Source organism: Vallitalea longa (assembly GCF_027923465.1).
In the GTDB taxonomy this organism is placed as follows: Bacteria; Bacillota; Clostridia; order Lachnospirales; family Vallitaleaceae; genus Vallitalea; species Vallitalea longa.
In genome coordinates, this window is record NZ_BRLB01000007.1 from 155976 (window position 1) to 173271 (window position 17296).

Here is a 17296-nt window from a genome sequence, read left to right on the forward strand (position 1 = left end):
TCAGACATTATTTTCTAAAACAAGCCAACCTAATGTATGAGTGATGTTTATATTTAGCATTTATAAACATCACCCATCTAAATCTATCTACTTACCATACATTTCTTTCATTGTTTTTTGTAATTTGTCCATTGATTGTTTTACATCTGCATCTTTTAAGGTTATTTTCGCTTGAACATCTTTAACATAATCATTGGTTTCAGCAAAATTTTGTGTAAAATTAAGACTTGGTATATCTTTTCCAATCTCAACAAACAATTTCCATATTTGCTGATTACCGAAATATTCTTCCTCATTCTCAAAAACACTATCAGAGTATATAGGTTCATAAGAAGGATATAATCCGTATTTGGAAAATGCATTAATTTGTGAATCATGGTCTGTCATTGCAAATTTCACGAATTCCATTGCAGCTTTTTTGTTCTCTGATTTAGCAGGTATCACTATATTAGAACCTCCGTTGACAGCTGCTTGAACTGAATTCTCATCCACAACAGGTAATTTCATGATACGCCATTTACCTGAACTGTCTGTACATTCATCTTTTAATGTTCCTGCCCACCATACAGCATTAGCTACTGTAGCTACTTTACCTTCTTTTGATGCTGTTACTAGACCATCCCAATTGACATTATCAAATAATACATCTGCTTCGTACATCTTTTTTACTATTGACATTGCTTTTATTGCAGCTTCATTATTCAACGTAGTATTACCATCTTCGTCAAAGTAGAAACTACCCATTTCATTTAATATCATTCTAAATAAAGTGTCATTCTTAGAAATTGCTACAGGAATCATTTTTACTCCTATTTCATTCATTTTCTTTCCTGCTTCAATAAAATCATCCCAAGTTACGATATCCTCTGCTTTTACACCTGCTTCATTAAAAAAATCTTCTCTATAATAGAGACCGCATGGAGCTCCATCCCATGGAAATGCATATATTTTACCATTAATTTTACATTCGGACATCTTTATGGGAAGGAATTTGTCTTCTTCCACTATTTCACTTAGTTCAACAAAATCTTTTGGAAATTTATTTACAAAAGAAGGTATCCTTTCTCCTTCAAGAGTAACTACTTCAGGTAATCCTTCACCTGATAAAAGAGCTGTAGTTAGTTTTTCATAAACCTGTGAATTACCTAAATCCAATATTTCTATCTCTACATCAGGATATGTCTTGTTGAATTTTACAGCTGCTTCTTCTAGTGCCTTTGCGGCAACATCCCAACTCCACACTGTAACTGTACCTTCTAGTGTACCATCCTCCTCACTAAGATTTTTATCTGCTTTTTCGCTTTCATCTTTTTTACTACACCCAGTTGGCAAAATCACTAAAACCATTACTAAACATAAGCAAATTAATTTTACCATCATAGAACTTTTTGTTAAAGTTTTCATTGTAAATCCTCCTTTTATTCTATTCTTTGACTGCCCCACCCATAATTCCTGATATAAATTGCTTTTGAAAGATTAGAAAAACTATCATTATAGGAATAGTGGCAATAGTAGCAGCCAACATAATCATACCGTAATCAATTCTCATAAGACCTTTTAAAGAAGCTAATGCAACAGGAAGTGTATACATCTCTTTTGTATTGAGAATAATAAGTGGCCACATGAAGTTACCCCACATTGACATAAATGTATATATGGCTAATGCACCTAATGCTGGTTTCATAGTAGGTATGACTATTTTCATAAATATACTAAATTCATTACATCCATCAATCCTTGCTGCCTCAATTAAGGAATCAGGAAAAGATAGCATATTCTGCCTCATAAGAAATACTCCAAAAGCATTGGCTAATAATGGGACTATTACTGCTTGATAGGAATTCTGCCATCCAATAGCATTCATTAGATTATATAAAGGAACTAATAAAACTTGAAATGGTATCATCAAGGTAACAATAATAATTGTAAAAAATAATTTCTTACCTTTGAATTCAAATTTTGCTAATGCATAACCAGATAATGAAGCTAACAAAAGAGTCAGGACTGTATATGTAATAGTAATAAATAGAGAATTGAATATTACACGAAGAATCAACATTCTCTCATTCAAATTATTAAAATTATCAATCAAATTTTCTCCAAACCATAATGCTGGTGGAATTCCTAATATATCCGATGTTGAATTAGTTCCTGAAACGAACATCAAATAAAATGGGAATAACGAAAAGAAAGTAATGATTATAAGAAATATATAACTAATAATCTTAACAGGGTAATGCTTCTTTGCTTTCAACTTCATTTTTCATCACCCACCTTAAATTGGATAAAAGATAATATGGCTATAATAATAACCAACACATAACTTATAGCTGATGCATATCCGAATTTTACGTATTTGAAACCTGAATTATATAGGTAATGAGATATTGTGATTGTTGCGTTATCTGGTCCACCTTGTGTCAAGATATATGACTCATCAAATAATTGTAATGTTCCTATAGTGGAAGTTATAGTACAAAATAATATTATTGGTTTTAGAATTGGTATAGTTACCTTGAAGAATGTCTGAAATCTGTTTGCTCCATCTATAGCACATGCTTCATATAAATTGGCAGGAATCTGTTTCAATCCAGCAAGTAGAATAATCATATTATAACCTGTCCATCTCCAGCATACTGCAATAATGATTGAGATTCTAGCACTTGTAGGCTTATTAAGCCAATCTACTGCAGGAATATGAAATAGCTTCAATATATAATTAACCAATCCATACTCAGTATTCAAAAGAAGCATAAATACTAGAGAATATGCTACAAGTGATGTTATTGAAGGCATAAAAATAGAAATTCTGAAAAAAGTTTTACATTTTAGTGAATTCTGATTTAATGTGTTTGCTAAGAGAAGTGCGAAAAATATCATTATAGGTACTTGAATGATTAAGTAAATGAACGTATTAATCAATGCTGCTTTAAAAATTGGATCGTGCAATAATAGTTTATAATTATTAAACCCGACAAAATGAAATTCCCCAAATTCAAATTTATTAAAACTAAGTATCAATGAATTAATTATTGGATATACCATGAAAATAGCAAAAATAAGTAAAACAGGCAACATAAAATAATACGGTGCAGTTTTCTTATTTAATCTAAATGCACTTATAAATTTATGAGACTTTTTATCCATTGTTACCTCCTCCTTCTATACATTCATAATACATAAATTATAAATATATTTAAATGTTATAATCCTTTAATTTTGTATACTTTTCTATAATATTTATCATGGTGAAACAATTGAAATTGAAGATGTTGAAATACTATATAAATAATCTAATTCCAAAAATACTTCCTACTATAAATAAAAACTTTGGAGAATAATATAATTATCTTCCAAAGTTTCCTTATAGATATCTATTTAGATTTGTCAATTCTGTTAAATTTATTTAGCAAATCTATTCAAAATCAAATGCTAGTCGGTAGAATCATATATTTTGTTGATCGCGTATAGCGCCAAATATTTCTTACACATCTTTTGCTTATATAAGTATTCATCTACTAGTATTTGCTCAAGTTCAACATCTGACATTTTTTTTATATTATCAACGGTTTTAAAGGCATGCAATAAAAAAACGCCATCATCTATAGTTATTTTTTTTTCAATGAAGTATTGCTTTTCTTCAGGTGTAAACGTAGAATCCCATGATACTTCTGGTTTTGTTAGTGAATGATATACTGAGTATGTTAATTCTCCAACCGGGTAAGCTTTCAACTTAGGATGTCTGTTTATTATAGAATAATACTGATCGTCAGGAATTATCTGTTTTTCCATGAAATCAAAATAATCTTGATTGGTTTTTAGTGAATCAACCATATCAGAATATCCATCAGCTATCAATTTTTCAAGATGTCCCTCCATTAAAGGTCTAATATCAATAAGTTTGTCAAGATTAATATTTTTAATTTCAATATTCATGGATATATCAAGTAGCGAATATGCATCATAATTCAGTTTAATTTCATCATAATTGATTGAACCTGTACTATAGTCATAAAAATTATCCACGAATTGCTTATCAATCTTGTAATAATCCTCAATATTATAATTTTTACTTGATGAGTTGTTGATTAGAAATATGAAGATAAAAACTGATGCAACAACTATTATGTATAATCCAATTTTTTTCATAACTATTCTCCTCTTTAACTATTTTTTCTGAGATTTCACACTCTCCTTTTATCCATCAGTAATAATAAATCTAATTATATAGTATCTGTCCCCTTTTTTCAATATAATATTTTAGATTATTCTGATTTTTTAGCTCTTTTCGACTTTATACATCATGTGGCACATCGCTTTCACTCAAAATTACCCACGTCAATATTCTATGGGGTAAGCTAATTAGAAGTCTTTATTTACCTGCATTAAATTTAAGTAGTAAAATGAGATATAAGATTTACCTAGAATTTAATTCCGGTTCAAATAATATATTGCAAACTTTTATTAAGATATGTATTATATATTATATATTATATATATATATTATTTTTTAATTTATCTATCACCACATGAACTTCCAACATATTGATTTAAGATAATATATTGATACGATAAAAGTTAATAATTTGCTAAAATACTGTATTTTTAGGAGGAAATTATGTTTAAAAAAATAGAATCTATTAATAAGTATAGAATAACACTTATAATCTTAATAATATGCATAATTACTTTAGTATCTTCAATAAGCAAAACAAAGAATCTTGAACGTAGTCAGCTAAATTTATTCTGCCGTAATTTCTATGTATATGATGAAATATCAAATTATATAAGATCCATTAAACAAAATAATATTGCACAACAGATTTATTATTTAACACAAATTGATGATGAAATCTTTAATAGTTATAGAATTTATTCAGCTAGCGATTTTATTAAAAACATGGATTCCCATAAATACATATACCATTTTATTTTATGTTTGCAGCTTTATATTCATATACTTGAAGATCAATATTTCAATAACAAAAATGAATTACTGGATTTTGATAAAATAACAATCCATTTATATGAAATCTCATTACTTATAAAGGATTTTCATGGAAGAAAAGGTGATTTTGATGCACTACATAATACTATAGTCGAATATCCTGATATCTATCATGATAATGCCATTTCAGATATTTATCTTAGAGTATTAGATGGTGAAACAATTGAAATTGAAGATGTTGAAATACCATATAAGTGATCTAAGTTCAAAAATATTTCCTACTATTAAGAAAAACTTTGGAAAATAATATAATTATCTTCCAAAGTATCCTTATAGATATCTATTTAGATTTGTCTATTCTATTGAATTCATAGAAAATACAACGTTTTATTTGTGTTAATCAGCAAAACCTCAAGCTAATATCTAAAGCTTTTACTGAATGAGTAATCGCTCCAATAGATATGATATCTACACCAGTTTTAGCTATATCTTTTATTCTGTCTTTGGTCACATTACCAGATGCTTCTATTATAGCTTTGCCTTTAGCTAAAATTACAGCTTCTTTCATCATATCTGTAGACATATTATCAAGCATAATTATGTCAGCTTTTGAATCAAGCGCTTCTTTTAATTGCTCTAAATCTTCAACTTCAACTTCAATCTTCATGGTATGTGGTATATTAGCTTTTGCAATTTCAATAGCCATTTTAATACTCCCTACAGCTTTAATATGATTGTCTTTAATCATAACTGCATCAGACAAATTAAATCTATGATTGAAGCCTCCACCTGTTCTAACTGCATATTTTTCTAATACTCTTAACCCTGGAGTAGTTTTTCTTGTATCTACAATTCTTACAGACATATCCTCTATCTCTTTTACAAAATTATTGGTCATAGTAGCTATTCCTGATAATCTTTGTAATAAATTAAGAGCTATTCTTTCACATTTAAGTATACTTTTAGTGGGACCATAGAGTTTACCAATGACATCTTGTTCTTTTACACTATCTCCATCTTTAAAGAATAAATTCATTTTGATATGACTATCAACCAAATCAAAAACCCTAGTAAATATCTCACATCCTGCTAATATTCCATCTTCTTTTGCAATCAGTTTAGCTTTGCTTCTTTGATTGTCATTAATCAATGTATCACTAGTTATATCTCCATTGTTCATATCTTCTTCCAAAGCCTCAATAATTATTTTATCAACTTTTTGCATTAATAGCATATTGTCTTTCCTCCTAATATTAGTTAATGTTAATATAATAATATTTTTGCTATTTGATAGTGTCATCTAATGCTTAATTCAACTAATATATCCGTGTATTAAATTTTAAATTCAGTTAGCATTAATTAGATTATTCTTACTTAATTTCTTATTCAATTCATCATTTATGATAGCTTTTATTACCATAACAGCATTAATTTTTTCTATATCATCCCTACTGCAATAATCAATTTCTATAGTATCATTCAATATATTGTTAATCTTTGTCTCTAAGTGTTTTACTGAATAATAAGTTCTGTCTATACCAAAATATTGTTCCATCCATTTAGTGATTGAACTTCTATCTTGAAGTATTTTATATGATGAATCATTATTTTTGATTCTTATATTTTTATCTATTTTAGTTGATTTTCCATACTTAGATTCAATATTTCTAGCTATCCTCCTACCGAAAACCAATGCTTCCAAAAGAGAGTTACTAGCTAATCTATTTTTTCCATGAACACCTGTACATGAGCATTCTCCACTAGCATATAGATTATCAATTGATGTTTGTCCATTGATATCTACTTTTATTCCACCCATAAAATAATGCATTCTAGGTGCTACTGGTATTAGGTCTTCTGCCATATTTATATTTTTGCTCATGCAAAATTCAAATATCGTAGGAAAACGTAATCTAAGAGCTTCTTCATCCCAATGGGTTATATCTAAATACACACATGGTGCAATTTGCTTTTTGATTTGCTCTATGATAGCAGATGAAACTATATCTCTTGGAGCTAAATCTTTCATTGGATGTATTTTTTCCATGAACCGTTCGCCATTTTCATTATATAATATAGCCCCCTCACCTCTTACCGCTTCAGAAATAAGAAAGCTCTGTCCATTATGGGAACTATCATAAAAAACAGTAGGATGGAACTGAATATAAGACATATTACTAACAGCTCCATTTGCACGGAGAACCATAGCAATCCCATCTCCATTAATTCCTTTAGCATTAGTAGTATGTTCATATATATTACCAATACCACCCGAACTTAATATAATGTAATTAGATAAAATCGACTTAATATTTTTATTATCCAGTACAAGAATACCAACACACTTATTCTTATATGTCAAGATATCTACAACAAATATATTTTCTCTTATAGTAATATTTTTACTTTTTTCTACTTGATTGTATAGAACTTCCATTATTGACTTTCCAGTAAAGTCACCCGCTCTTACGATTCTGGACACACTGTGTGCCCCTTCTTTTCCCAAAAGATATTTCCCTGTCTTGTCTTTATCAAACTTCACACCTAGATTCTCTAGATTTAGTATATTATCTACTGCTTCATTAACCAATATCTTAACAGCTTCAACATCTGATTCTCCTCTACCACAAGTTAGAGTATCATTGAAAAACAATTCTTTCATATCGTTCTCTTTATCACAAGGTGCTGCTACTCCCCCCTGTGCCAAGTATGAATTGGTTTCTTTATAAGTTTCTTTAGCTATTATAGTTATATTCAAGTTATCTGGTAACATCAAAGCTGTATATAAAGATGCTACTCCACAACCTACTATAACTACATCTACATATTCTTTTGGTATATTATCCGTATCAAAAGGTATTACATAATCTCTCATATCATTTTCACCTGCAATCTATAATGAAATCATTCTTATTAAAGAATTATATGCTTTTTCTCTAATGGTTTCATCTATTTCTATCCTATTAATATCGTTCTCTAGTGCATTACTTACATCTTGTAAAGTTGTTTTTTTCATATTAACACAGGCCAATTTATTTGATAATAATATGAATTCTTTATCTGGATTTTGCTTTTTAAGCGTATATAGAATTCCTTCTTCTGTCCCTATAATAATCTTTTTGTCTTTTAATTCTTTAACCTTCTTGATTATTTCACTAGTACTTCCAACAAAATCAGCATGTTCAATAATCTCAGGTCTACACTCAGGATGTACTAGAATCGGTGCAACAGGATAATTTTCTTTAATATATGATAAATTATCTTCACTCACTCGGTTATGTACTATACAAAAACCTTGCCACATATCTATCTGTTTATCTTTTACTTGGCTTTTAATATATGAAGCTAGATTCCTGTCAGGTACAAAAAGTATCTTGTCAGAATCTATACTCTTAATGACTTCTAATGCATTAGCAGAAGTACAACAAATATCACTCTCTGCTTTTACGTCTGCTGATGAATTAACATAACATACGACTACAGCCTCAGGATATTCTTTTTTTGTTTTACGTAAGTTCTCGGCAGTTACCATATCCGCCATAGGACATCCTGCTTCAGCAACAGGTAGTAATACTTTTTTATCAGGTGCTAGAATCTTGGCTGTTTCTGCCATGAATTTCACACCACAGAAAACAATAGTATCTTCTTTAACATTCATAGCTATTTTGGATAATGCTAAAGAATCTCCTATGTAGTCTGCAATTTCCTGTACTTCATCAATTTGATAATTGTGAGCAAGAATAACTGCTTTTTTCTCTTTCTTTAATCTTAATATTTTACTTTTCATATCTTCTATCATTACATCACCTTTTATAAATTAATTGTTAGTGGCTTTACATGTGTCTTGTCACCTATAAATATAACATAATATTTCTTAAGATGCAATAAGCATAAACTTATATGAGCATATTAAGAAATATTTATATCCATTTTGCATCACTTTTTTAAACTTTAATTCAATCCAGAAAAATAATCTTTTATTACTTGCTGCATTCCTTTTGGAATATCCGAACTATTCATTGATTCATATGCTTTATTCTCGTATTCTCCGATTACTTGGTCATATGATATTTTTTCTCCATCAATCGAAATACCTTCTTTTGTCATTTCAATCGAACTATTCTTTTCTCCTTGCTGTCCATTAATATATTTATCTTCCGTTGAAGCATTTAAAGGCTGGTTATTAGTGTCACCGTTAGCACTTCCTCTACCTCTTCCACCACCATTTCCTTGTCCATTTCCTTGGCCGTTACCTTGTCCATCACCTTGTCCATTACTTTGTCCATTGCTTTGTCCATTCCCTTGCCCATTACTCTGTCCATTCCCCTGATTGCTCTGTCCATTTTCTTGACTATTATTTTGAGGAGTACTCTGTCCATTTGTATTATTGTTGTTATTACTTATCATATTATTATTACTTTTTTTTGCTAATTCATATTGACTATTTGATAATTGTTGAGCAGTCAATTGCATATCATCAGTTAATTCACCTAATGCATCTTGTAGACTATCAATATCAATACCTTTTAATTTATCTGATATATCTGCTACCATATTTTCATATTCTTTATCACTCATATTTTTAGCTGCTTCTATTAACTTTTCTATATCTTCTTTCGCTTTATCGAAATCCTTGTTTTTAAGGTTTTCTGCCAAATTTTTTAGTTTATCATTTTGTAACATCTTATTAGCTAATTTTTCAAAATTTCTCTCTTTTGCTTTATTCTTCTTATGTTCAATTATTTTTTTATTCGACTCTGCCTGCTTAGTAAATTCCTTTTCATCATTAATAGTAGATATTTCCTTATTAAGTGTTGCTAACTCTTTGACAAGCTCTTCTTTTTGATCGTGAGTCAAGTAATCATCTTTTTTTATTTCTTTTTCTATCTTTTTTATTTCTTTATTCTCTTCTTTTTTGATTATGTGCACCTTTTCTTTTTGAGCTACGATATCTTCATTTTTATTAGGTATACTAGAAATTATTATCAAAGATACACACATTACCAATAAAACTATTAATCTTTTTTTACCTGGTCTATAAGATACTATCTTCTTATAATCAATCATTTTTAAATGATCATAAGTATCTTTTATCTCAATTCTTGAATATGGGTTATCACTTTCCATTAATTCAAGAGCAGTAACTGTTCTTTCCTTTAAACCGTTGCTATCAATAATCTTAGCAGTATACATACTATCTGGTCTACTAAGAAATGTACATATTACCCCTACCAATAAGCTGCATAGTAAGATATACATAAACTTAATATATATAAATGTAATTGGCATAATATGTGATATTATTGATAATACAATGCATATCATAGTACCAAAAGTAAAGCATATCAAAATATATGTTAATAATTTTTTTATGATTATTTTTAATTTAACTTTATTAATAATACTATATATGTTTTTATTAATATCATTCATGACTAACCTCTTTTATCTCTTTACCATGCTTTTTCTTAATAGGGTTCAAAATATGTGCTGAAGCAAAAATCAAAATTCCAGACATTATCAAAAATAAACTTGAACTTATTAACACGAAGTTATTCGTAAATTTTGAACCTCCAAGAAAATGGGCAAGTTCATTTAACATATCAAATTGATTTAATAGTACTACCCAAAAAGTTATTGCTGGGTTAATATAAAACAATATAAATATATTATCTTCAATAATTGAATAGTTACCTGTTAGCTCTGTATATATTAATGGTAGTATGATTGTTCCAATAGTTAAAAAGAGCATAACTAAAAATGTGAGTACAATTGATGTTATAGTCTTTTTGAATAAACATGAAAAAAATACTCCTAATGAACCAAAAAACAAAGAAATTATAATGTAAAACAATAGCATGTTAAATATAGATGATATATTTAATCCTCCGAATAAAAGAACAAATGAAAATACTGGTAATGAGGCAACGATTAATAATAAAACAACACTTATAGTTGTCATCAGCTTACCCATAACAATAGAAATAGGTCTTAGATTGGTACTAAGAAGTATATCTAGTGTCTGTTTCTCTCTTTCCAGAGATATTGAACCAGATGCTATGATAGGTACTATAAATGATATCATCAACACTTGAATAATAGTTATTGTCATATATATATTCATATAATTACCACTCAAGTCTGAATTATAAACATCATATATAGAACCACTTAACATAACAATAACTCCAAATGCCAACAATGAAACGTAAGTTACTATCATAGCTACGGTTTTCCAACTTCTCATCCTGATCTTAGATTCTTTTAATATAATTGATTTCATAATTCCATACCCTTTCCTAGATATTAATAATAACTTATGCCTCTTTAGTTACTTCCAAGAATATATCTTCAAGATTTTGTGTCTTCTTATTTAGTGTAATGACTGGTACATCTTTTATAATCAATATTTTTAATAATGTTTTTATCTGCTCATTATCTCCATTAATGGAAACTTCTAATTTATTTCCTAATGGATTGATTTCCTGAACGAAATCCATTTCTTTTAGAACCGTTTCTGCTTTATCTGGAGAATCTGTAACTTCAATCTCTAATATTTGGTTATTATACACTTTATTGGTAACGTCTTCTACATTACCACTAATAACCATTTCTCCTTTATTGATAATTCCTATAGATGTACATATCTCTGATAATTCCGTTAGTATGTGTGAACTGATGATAACGGTTTTGCCCATGTCTCTTAATGTACATAATATCCTCTTCAGATCAGCTCTTGCTCTTGGATCCATACCTGAAGCTGGTTCATCTAAAACTAATAATTCAGGATTATTAACTAGACATCTAGCTAAGCAAAGCTTCTGTTTCATACCTCTTGATAGACTATCAACAAAAAAATCCGCTTTCTCTTCAAGATTCACAAGTTCAAGTAAATCATTTATCAGTTTTTTACTTTCATCACCTTTTATTCCATAGATAGAGGAATAAAATTCTAGATATTCTGTTACTTTTAGATTATCATATACTCCAAAAAAATCTGGCATATAACCTATGTATTCTTTAGCTCTCCTAATGTTTTTCAATGCGTTAATACCATTAATATAGACTTCACCGTTAGTTGGACTAAGCAATCCACACATTATTTTTATAGTTGTAGTTTTACCTGCACCGTTAGGTCCTATAAATCCAAATATTTCACCTTTTTCAACATTTAAATTGATACCTTTCAAGGCAGTAAATTTCCTATAATTTTTGGTTAATCCTCTTATCTCCAACATTATTTTCCAATCCCTTCTACATATATTTCAGGAACGTCAAAATCTCCACGATCATCCATAATAACAACCATCCTTAATTCTCCATCATTACTGATATATTTATCAATATTCTCTTTATTGATGGTTATAGAATCTGTCATTTCTATATAAGATTCATCATTAGCAATTAGATAATATTTGCCCTTATCGAATTTCTCACTATATATAGGATTTCGTCTAATCTTTACAAGGGTCATATCCATAGTTTCTGTAGGCATCTGATATGTAAAACTGAATTCTTTATCATTTGCATAAGCAATCTCTTCGCTTATAACTCCATTTACTAGAGGTTTAACCATTCCATAATCTAACAATACTGTAGAACCTTTTATGTAATTAACTGTAGCTAATGAAGTTATCATTGTTTTTTCCTTATTATCTATTTTTCTATTATTAACTTGAAAACCTTTCGCAAAAGTTTCATCTGTAAAACCAACAAACAAAACTTCATCACTATTAATGCTTTCATATATATACCTTATATAATCTAACATCTCAGCGTTTTGGTACATATCTTTCTTTGCTTCCACTGAATCTGATATACCACGTGATATTTCCCAAGCATATCTCCATAGTGAATCATAACTTTTTGGAATTGGTTTTCCTACATTCTTTACTTCACTTTCATTTAAATTATCTATAGTATAAATCATATTATTAAAATACACTATACAATTTTTAAAATCGAAATCATAATTATTGGTTACTGTACCAGTTAATTCACGTCCATCAGCAGTTAATTGCAAATCAATAAGATTAACTTGCGGAACACTTTCAGGTGTTTCAATTTTAAAGCTATTATTGCTCAATACATTTGATTTATAATATTCAATGGTTGAATCAAGTCCTAGTTCCAAATTATAATAAATAGGGAAATCCCTATACTGAATATCATCTGATGTACTATAAAAATGATTATTCCTCTCTATTATAGGTATCATAGATAGGCCATCTTCTGATTTCACCCTTAACTTTGACATATTTGTATTTAAGACAGTTCCAAAACTATCTTTCGAACCTCCATCCTCTGAAAAGTTCAGAATATTAATGAATTGTGATACGGGTTCTTTTATTCTAGTATTTATTCCAGTCACATACATTATTGCTACAAATAGTATGGATATAACCGGTATGAATACCCACATATATTGTCTTTTGCCTCTTTTCTTAAGAAATATATATAAAATAGGACCTAATATTAAAATGTATATAACAATAATTGTAATTATTTTCCATATTGCTGGATATTTAATTTGTGTCATTATCTCTAAAAAATCAGTAGCTCTATTATATGGTGTAGATTCATTAGATACTCTGATTTGCTTATCCATAAATTTTGGTAATAAATATAAATTCATAAATTCATTATTATATGTAAATGATTTCATTGGTTCCATACCTAAATCAAAAGTATATAAATCAATATTTCCTTTTCCTTTTTTCACATTATATGCTAGTCCATACTCACCATTAGAAACAACCTCCTTTAACGTACTACTATCAAATTCAATTATACTGAGTGGTGTGTTATTTATAACATTTTCATCTGACTGTTCATTAACAACGTCATATAATATCTTATTATCTGCTTCAATAAGCTCATTTATTGAATCTATACCTATAAAGTCTTCAATTATAGGTATTGTCTTCGTGTAATTCACTCCTGACCCTATTATTAAGTGTCCACCATCTATTACCCATTCTTTCAGAACCTCTATTTGTTTTTCATTTAACTTTGATAAATTATAATTATTGATTATTATAACATCTAATATTTTACTAGCAAAAACATCCTCCGGAAAATTATTCTCATTTAGGTTAACTTTTGTACAAATATCAGAATTAAAATAATTCAAATCATCATAATCCTCATCCAATACTCCTAACATCAGATTAGATTCTATTCCTTGATTGAAAGGTAGTGTGAACTTTTTCTCATAAATAACTTTTTCCTTCTCTTCAAGTATGACTCTTATAATTGCTAAATTTTCATTGACTCTTGGTATTATGAATTTAATATCTTTAGCATTACCTTTTTCACAAGTCACTTTCTGTGATAACATCCCATCATTTTCACTATTGACATGATATCTTATTTTCACAATCCCATCAAAATCATCTATATCATTAACTATATTAATATTAACAGGCATATCTTTATAAACTTTATAATAGTTATCATATCCATAATTCACATCAATTTTAAAATTATCATTATTCGAAGCATGAACACTAATCCCAATTTCAGTAAATAGAAAAACTATAAATGTACATATTATTAATCTTATTATCCTCTTCATTTTATTCTCCCTTATCTTTTCCTTTTGGTATTTCCAAGTAATTCTGAAGTATCAATTAAGTTTGATTTTTTGTCATGATTTTTCTTAAGAGGTTTCTTATTAATCTTATCTTTTTTAATATCTTTTTCTATAATAATGGTTTCATTTTTGTTCTCATTAATCTTATTAACAACCTTTTTATTTTTACTATCTATTCCCTTCCTTAATCTACTTGATAGGTTTGTTAAAGGTAATACTATTTTTTGCAATTTAGATACAATATTAAATCTTCTAAAAGCTATATCAATCAACCACATAATAAGTGCAACTATCAATAACCCATTAGTTATCTTCCTACTAGTTTTAACTTTATTATCAATATCAGTAAATACCTCTCTAGAATCTTGTATATATCTACCTCCAACCTTTTCTACAAATGTATTGAAAGATTTATTTGTAGTTATCTTATATTCTTCCGAATAAGGTATATTAATACCACCTAAACCCGTAGCCACTATTTCATCTTCATGCCTCTGAACTCCTTTTATCATATATGAACCTATTTCTTCTGGCTCAAAAGTTCCTTGATATACTCCTTTTCTCACAGGTTCCAAATTAACGGTTAATAATTCATTTGAAGGTGATTTCAATTGTACTACTGTATCAAGTAAAGAGTCATTCACATCAGAATTAAGAGTGATTTCAACTTTTCCATTATCATACGAACTGTTTATCTCTATTGCATCCTCTGAATAATTCTCTATTGTGTAATTGATTATATTCTGCCAAAACACATTATTTTTATCCCAAGCATTATATGAAGCACTCCATTCACCTGATAAATCTGAACACCAAGAAGCAGTTTTTCCAAGTCCATACTGCCAAACAGAAAGTATAGGGTCGTTGACAGGACTTGTCAATATAACAGTTGCCGCATCTTTTGGAGAAGTACCTACATAACCTTGTAATTGTGGTAAACCCTCATCATATATATTACTTAAAATAGAATGATAAGAATTCATTATAGGAGTGAAAGTCATATTATTTATATAAGTTCTTGAAGCCATAAATGCTTCTTTTGCAAAGATTCTTGGAATACTTGAACCACTTCTAGTGAAGTACTTTCTTCCTTTGCCAGCAGTAGCTAAATATGATAATAATTTGATATCAGCACCTGTTCCTACACCTACTGTTGACAACGTTATTCTATTATCATTCATATTTCTTAGTAAAGAGTCATATCCATTTTGTTCTGCTTGTCCATCAGTCAACAGTATAATGTGCTTTATTTCTGCTTTCGATTCTATCAATCTATTATAAGCTTCTTGTAAAGAAGGTAGTATAGATGTTCCCCCTCCTTCACTTATATTTAATATACTTTCATTAATACTTTTTCTATTGTCCACTGTTTGTATATCAACGACATTAGTAGGTGTATCATCAAATGCAATAACCCCTATTTGATCATCATCTTCCAGCACTTCTACCGTTCTTATTGCAGCTTCTTTTGCAAGCCTTAGATTATTACCAGACATACTTCCTGATTTGTCAATAACTAGCATCATAGCCATCTTAGGTTTATTTTTTATTCCACTCATATCCATATTAACTGGTAATACAGTTTCCAATGGTGTTTTATAGTATCCACCTAAAGCATAAGAGCTTTCCCCGCCAATAGTTACTAATCCTCCACCAAAGTTCTTAACATAACTTGGTATATTATCTAAAAAAGCATCACTCAAATTATCAGCAGATACATTACACATGATGATACTCTTATATTTTAACATATTTTCCAAGTTTATTGGTGCCTGTACACTATTAAGTGTATCATGGCCAAGTCCTATACTCTCAGCTATCTTCACAATCTGTAGAGCATCTTTTTCATCATCATTCAATATAAGTATTTTAGGGGTACTCTGAACAAATGTAAATGCAGAATATGTGTTATTTACTGTAAGTTCATCAATATCAGGTTCAATCAATAATTCATAATCAACGAATCCCATTTTCTTAGCTATATCATTCATTACATAATTGTTGGAACCTTTCCTTAACATTACATCATCTGTAATTACCTTTTCCCCATCTGCTATAACAGTTATTTTACTATTAGTTTCAACTGTAGAGAATATATTCATGTTAATCTGGAATTGTTCACCTAAATTGACTTTTTGAGGTATATGAAAATTATCTACATACACTTCGTTCGTAACAGTAGAATCTATATTTTTAACTTTTATCTCGATATTTTGATCTTTTATTGATTGAACAAGTTTATTTAAGTTTCCTTTATTCGCTTTTCCATCTGTTAGTATAACTATCCTTTTATTCTTTTCTCTAGGCATCAATGCCATACTTTTCAATATACCTTGTTCTATATCTGTGTATGATCCATTTACATCTGTCACTAATACATCAGATGTAAAATCTTTAGTCAAGTTAACATCTAGTGTTGAATTTTCCCCAAATACTACAGAAGCAACACTATCATCTTTTTCTTTATCTTTAACAGCATTCCTAATAAAATCCTTTATACTTTCTTTATTCTTGTACATACTCTCTGACACATCTGATAAAAAGATAGTAGACGTTTCTTTTGATGTTCTGACGATAGATATATCTGCTAAAGCTAATATTAAAAACAGCATTACAATACATCTTATAACTGTAATTAAATTCTTCTTTAATTTATTGTTATAATATTTTTTTGATATCATTAATATCAAAAAAACTATCAACGGATATAGTATCAAGACCCATATCCTTCCAAATTCCAATCTCATAATTAC

General features: G+C 28.8%; 13 protein-coding genes. 1 reads left to right on the forward strand and 12 read right to left on the reverse strand.

The features are described from left to right. Positions 1 to 87: 87 nt before the first annotated feature. The 4 genes from QMG30_RS13025 to QMG30_RS13040 form a co-directional block, all read right to left on the reverse strand. Positions 88 to 1404 carry an ABC transporter substrate-binding protein gene (locus tag QMG30_RS13025; protein ID WP_281816015.1) on the reverse strand — a complete coding sequence of 439 codons (1317 nt, stop codon included), beginning with the start codon at positions 1402 to 1404 and terminating at the stop codon, positions 88 to 90. Between the two features lie 19 nt (positions 1405 to 1423). Beyond that, a complete protein-coding gene (locus QMG30_RS13030; RefSeq protein WP_281816017.1) occupies positions 1424 to 2260 on the reverse strand; it encodes a carbohydrate ABC transporter permease in 837 nt (278 codons plus the stop codon). Beyond that, the gene (locus QMG30_RS13035) at positions 2257 to 3147 is read right to left on the reverse strand and encodes a carbohydrate ABC transporter permease (protein ID WP_281816018.1); all 891 of its coding nucleotides are present in this window, start codon (positions 3145 to 3147) and stop codon (positions 2257 to 2259) included. The genes QMG30_RS13030 and QMG30_RS13035 overlap by 4 nt, the downstream gene beginning before the upstream one ends. A 285-nt stretch (positions 3148 to 3432) precedes the next feature. Continuing rightward, positions 3433 to 4149 (reverse strand): hypothetical protein, encoded by a 717-nt coding sequence (locus tag QMG30_RS13040; protein ID WP_281816020.1) that lies wholly within the window; start codon positions 4147 to 4149, stop codon positions 3433 to 3435. Between the two features lie 469 nt (positions 4150 to 4618). Here QMG30_RS13040 and QMG30_RS13045 point away from each other — a divergent pair, with 469 nt between their 5' ends. Continuing rightward, positions 4619 to 5206, forward strand: a complete 588-nt coding sequence (locus QMG30_RS13045) for a hypothetical protein (protein ID WP_281816021.1) — start codon at positions 4619 to 4621, stop codon at positions 5204 to 5206. A gap of 142 nt (positions 5207 to 5348) precedes the next feature. Here QMG30_RS13045 and nadC read toward each other — a convergent pair whose 3' ends face one another. The 8 genes from nadC to QMG30_RS13085 all read right to left on the reverse strand — a co-directional run bounded on the left by nadC (position 5349) and on the right by QMG30_RS13085 (position 17290). Continuing rightward, on the reverse strand, positions 5349 to 6182 hold the full coding sequence (nadC, locus tag QMG30_RS13050) for a carboxylating nicotinate-nucleotide diphosphorylase (RefSeq protein ID WP_330680739.1): 834 nt from the start codon (positions 6180 to 6182) through the stop codon (positions 5349 to 5351). Positions 6183 to 6293: 111 nt separating this feature from the next. Continuing rightward, positions 6294 to 7823: an L-aspartate oxidase gene (locus QMG30_RS13055; RefSeq protein ID WP_281816022.1), complete on the reverse strand. Its 1530-nt coding sequence runs from the start codon at positions 7821 to 7823 to the stop codon at positions 6294 to 6296. 18 nt (positions 7824 to 7841) lie between these two features. Further along, entirely contained in the window at positions 7842 to 8747 is a 906-nt protein-coding gene (nadA, locus tag QMG30_RS13060) for a quinolinate synthase NadA (RefSeq protein WP_281816025.1), read from the reverse strand. Positions 8748 to 8899: 152 nt separating this feature from the next. Continuing rightward, entirely contained in the window at positions 8900 to 10381 is a 1482-nt protein-coding gene (locus QMG30_RS13065; protein WP_281816026.1) for a DUF8809 domain-containing protein, read from the reverse strand. Next, positions 10374 to 11231, reverse strand: a complete 858-nt coding sequence (locus QMG30_RS13070) for an ABC transporter permease (RefSeq protein ID WP_281816028.1) — start codon at positions 11229 to 11231, stop codon at positions 10374 to 10376. Before QMG30_RS13070 ends, QMG30_RS13065 begins: the two co-directional genes overlap by 8 nt. Positions 11232 to 11265: 34 nt before the next feature. Continuing rightward, positions 11266 to 12186, reverse strand: coding sequence for an ABC transporter ATP-binding protein (locus QMG30_RS13075; RefSeq protein WP_281816029.1), 921 nt, complete (start codon positions 12184 to 12186; stop codon positions 11266 to 11268). Then, the gene (locus QMG30_RS13080) at positions 12186 to 14525 is read right to left on the reverse strand and encodes a DUF8725 domain-containing protein (RefSeq protein ID WP_281816030.1); all 2340 of its coding nucleotides are present in this window, start codon (positions 14523 to 14525) and stop codon (positions 12186 to 12188) included. Before QMG30_RS13080 ends, QMG30_RS13075 begins: the two co-directional genes overlap by 1 nt. Positions 14526 to 14536: 11 nt before the next feature. Then, positions 14537 to 17290, reverse strand: a complete 2754-nt coding sequence (locus tag QMG30_RS13085) for a VWA domain-containing protein (RefSeq protein WP_281816031.1) — start codon at positions 17288 to 17290, stop codon at positions 14537 to 14539. Positions 17291 to 17296 lie beyond the last annotated feature (6 nt).

Excerpts from the sequence above, each read along its gene's own strand:
- QMG30_RS13055 (WP_281816022.1), bottom strand. The coding sequence starts at position 7,823 with ATGAGAGATTATGTAATACCTTTTGATACGGATAATATACCAAAAGAA.
- QMG30_RS13085 (WP_281816031.1), bottom strand. The coding sequence starts at position 17,290 with ATGAGATTGGAATTTGGAAGGATATGGGTCTTGATACTATATCCGTTG.
- QMG30_RS13075 (WP_281816029.1), bottom strand. The coding sequence starts at position 12,186 with ATGTTGGAGATAAGAGGATTAACCAAAAATTATAGGAAATTTACTGCC.
- QMG30_RS13025 (WP_281816015.1), bottom strand. The coding sequence starts at position 1,404 with ATGAAAACTTTAACAAAAAGTTCTATGATGGTAAAATTAATTTGCTTA.
- QMG30_RS13035 (WP_281816018.1), bottom strand. The coding sequence starts at position 3,147 with ATGGATAAAAAGTCTCATAAATTTATAAGTGCATTTAGATTAAATAAG.
- nadC (WP_330680739.1), bottom strand. The coding sequence starts at position 6,182 with ATGCTATTAATGCAAAAAGTTGATAAAATAATTATTGAGGCTTTGGAA.
- QMG30_RS13080 (WP_281816030.1), bottom strand. The coding sequence starts at position 14,525 with ATGAAGAGGATAATAAGATTAATAATATGTACATTTATAGTTTTTCTA.
- QMG30_RS13070 (WP_281816028.1), bottom strand. The coding sequence starts at position 11,231 with ATGAAATCAATTATATTAAAAGAATCTAAGATCAGGATGAGAAGTTGG.
- nadA (WP_281816025.1), bottom strand. The coding sequence starts at position 8,747 with ATGATAGAAGATATGAAAAGTAAAATATTAAGATTAAAGAAAGAGAAA.
- QMG30_RS13030 (WP_281816017.1), bottom strand. The coding sequence starts at position 2,260 with ATGAAGTTGAAAGCAAAGAAGCATTACCCTGTTAAGATTATTAGTTAT.
- QMG30_RS13040 (WP_281816020.1), bottom strand. The coding sequence starts at position 4,149 with ATGAAAAAAATTGGATTATACATAATAGTTGTTGCATCAGTTTTTATC.
- QMG30_RS13065 (WP_281816026.1), bottom strand. The coding sequence starts at position 10,381 with ATGAATGATATTAATAAAAACATATATAGTATTATTAATAAAGTTAAA.
- QMG30_RS13045 (WP_281816021.1), top strand. The coding sequence starts at position 4,619 with ATGTTTAAAAAAATAGAATCTATTAATAAGTATAGAATAACACTTATA.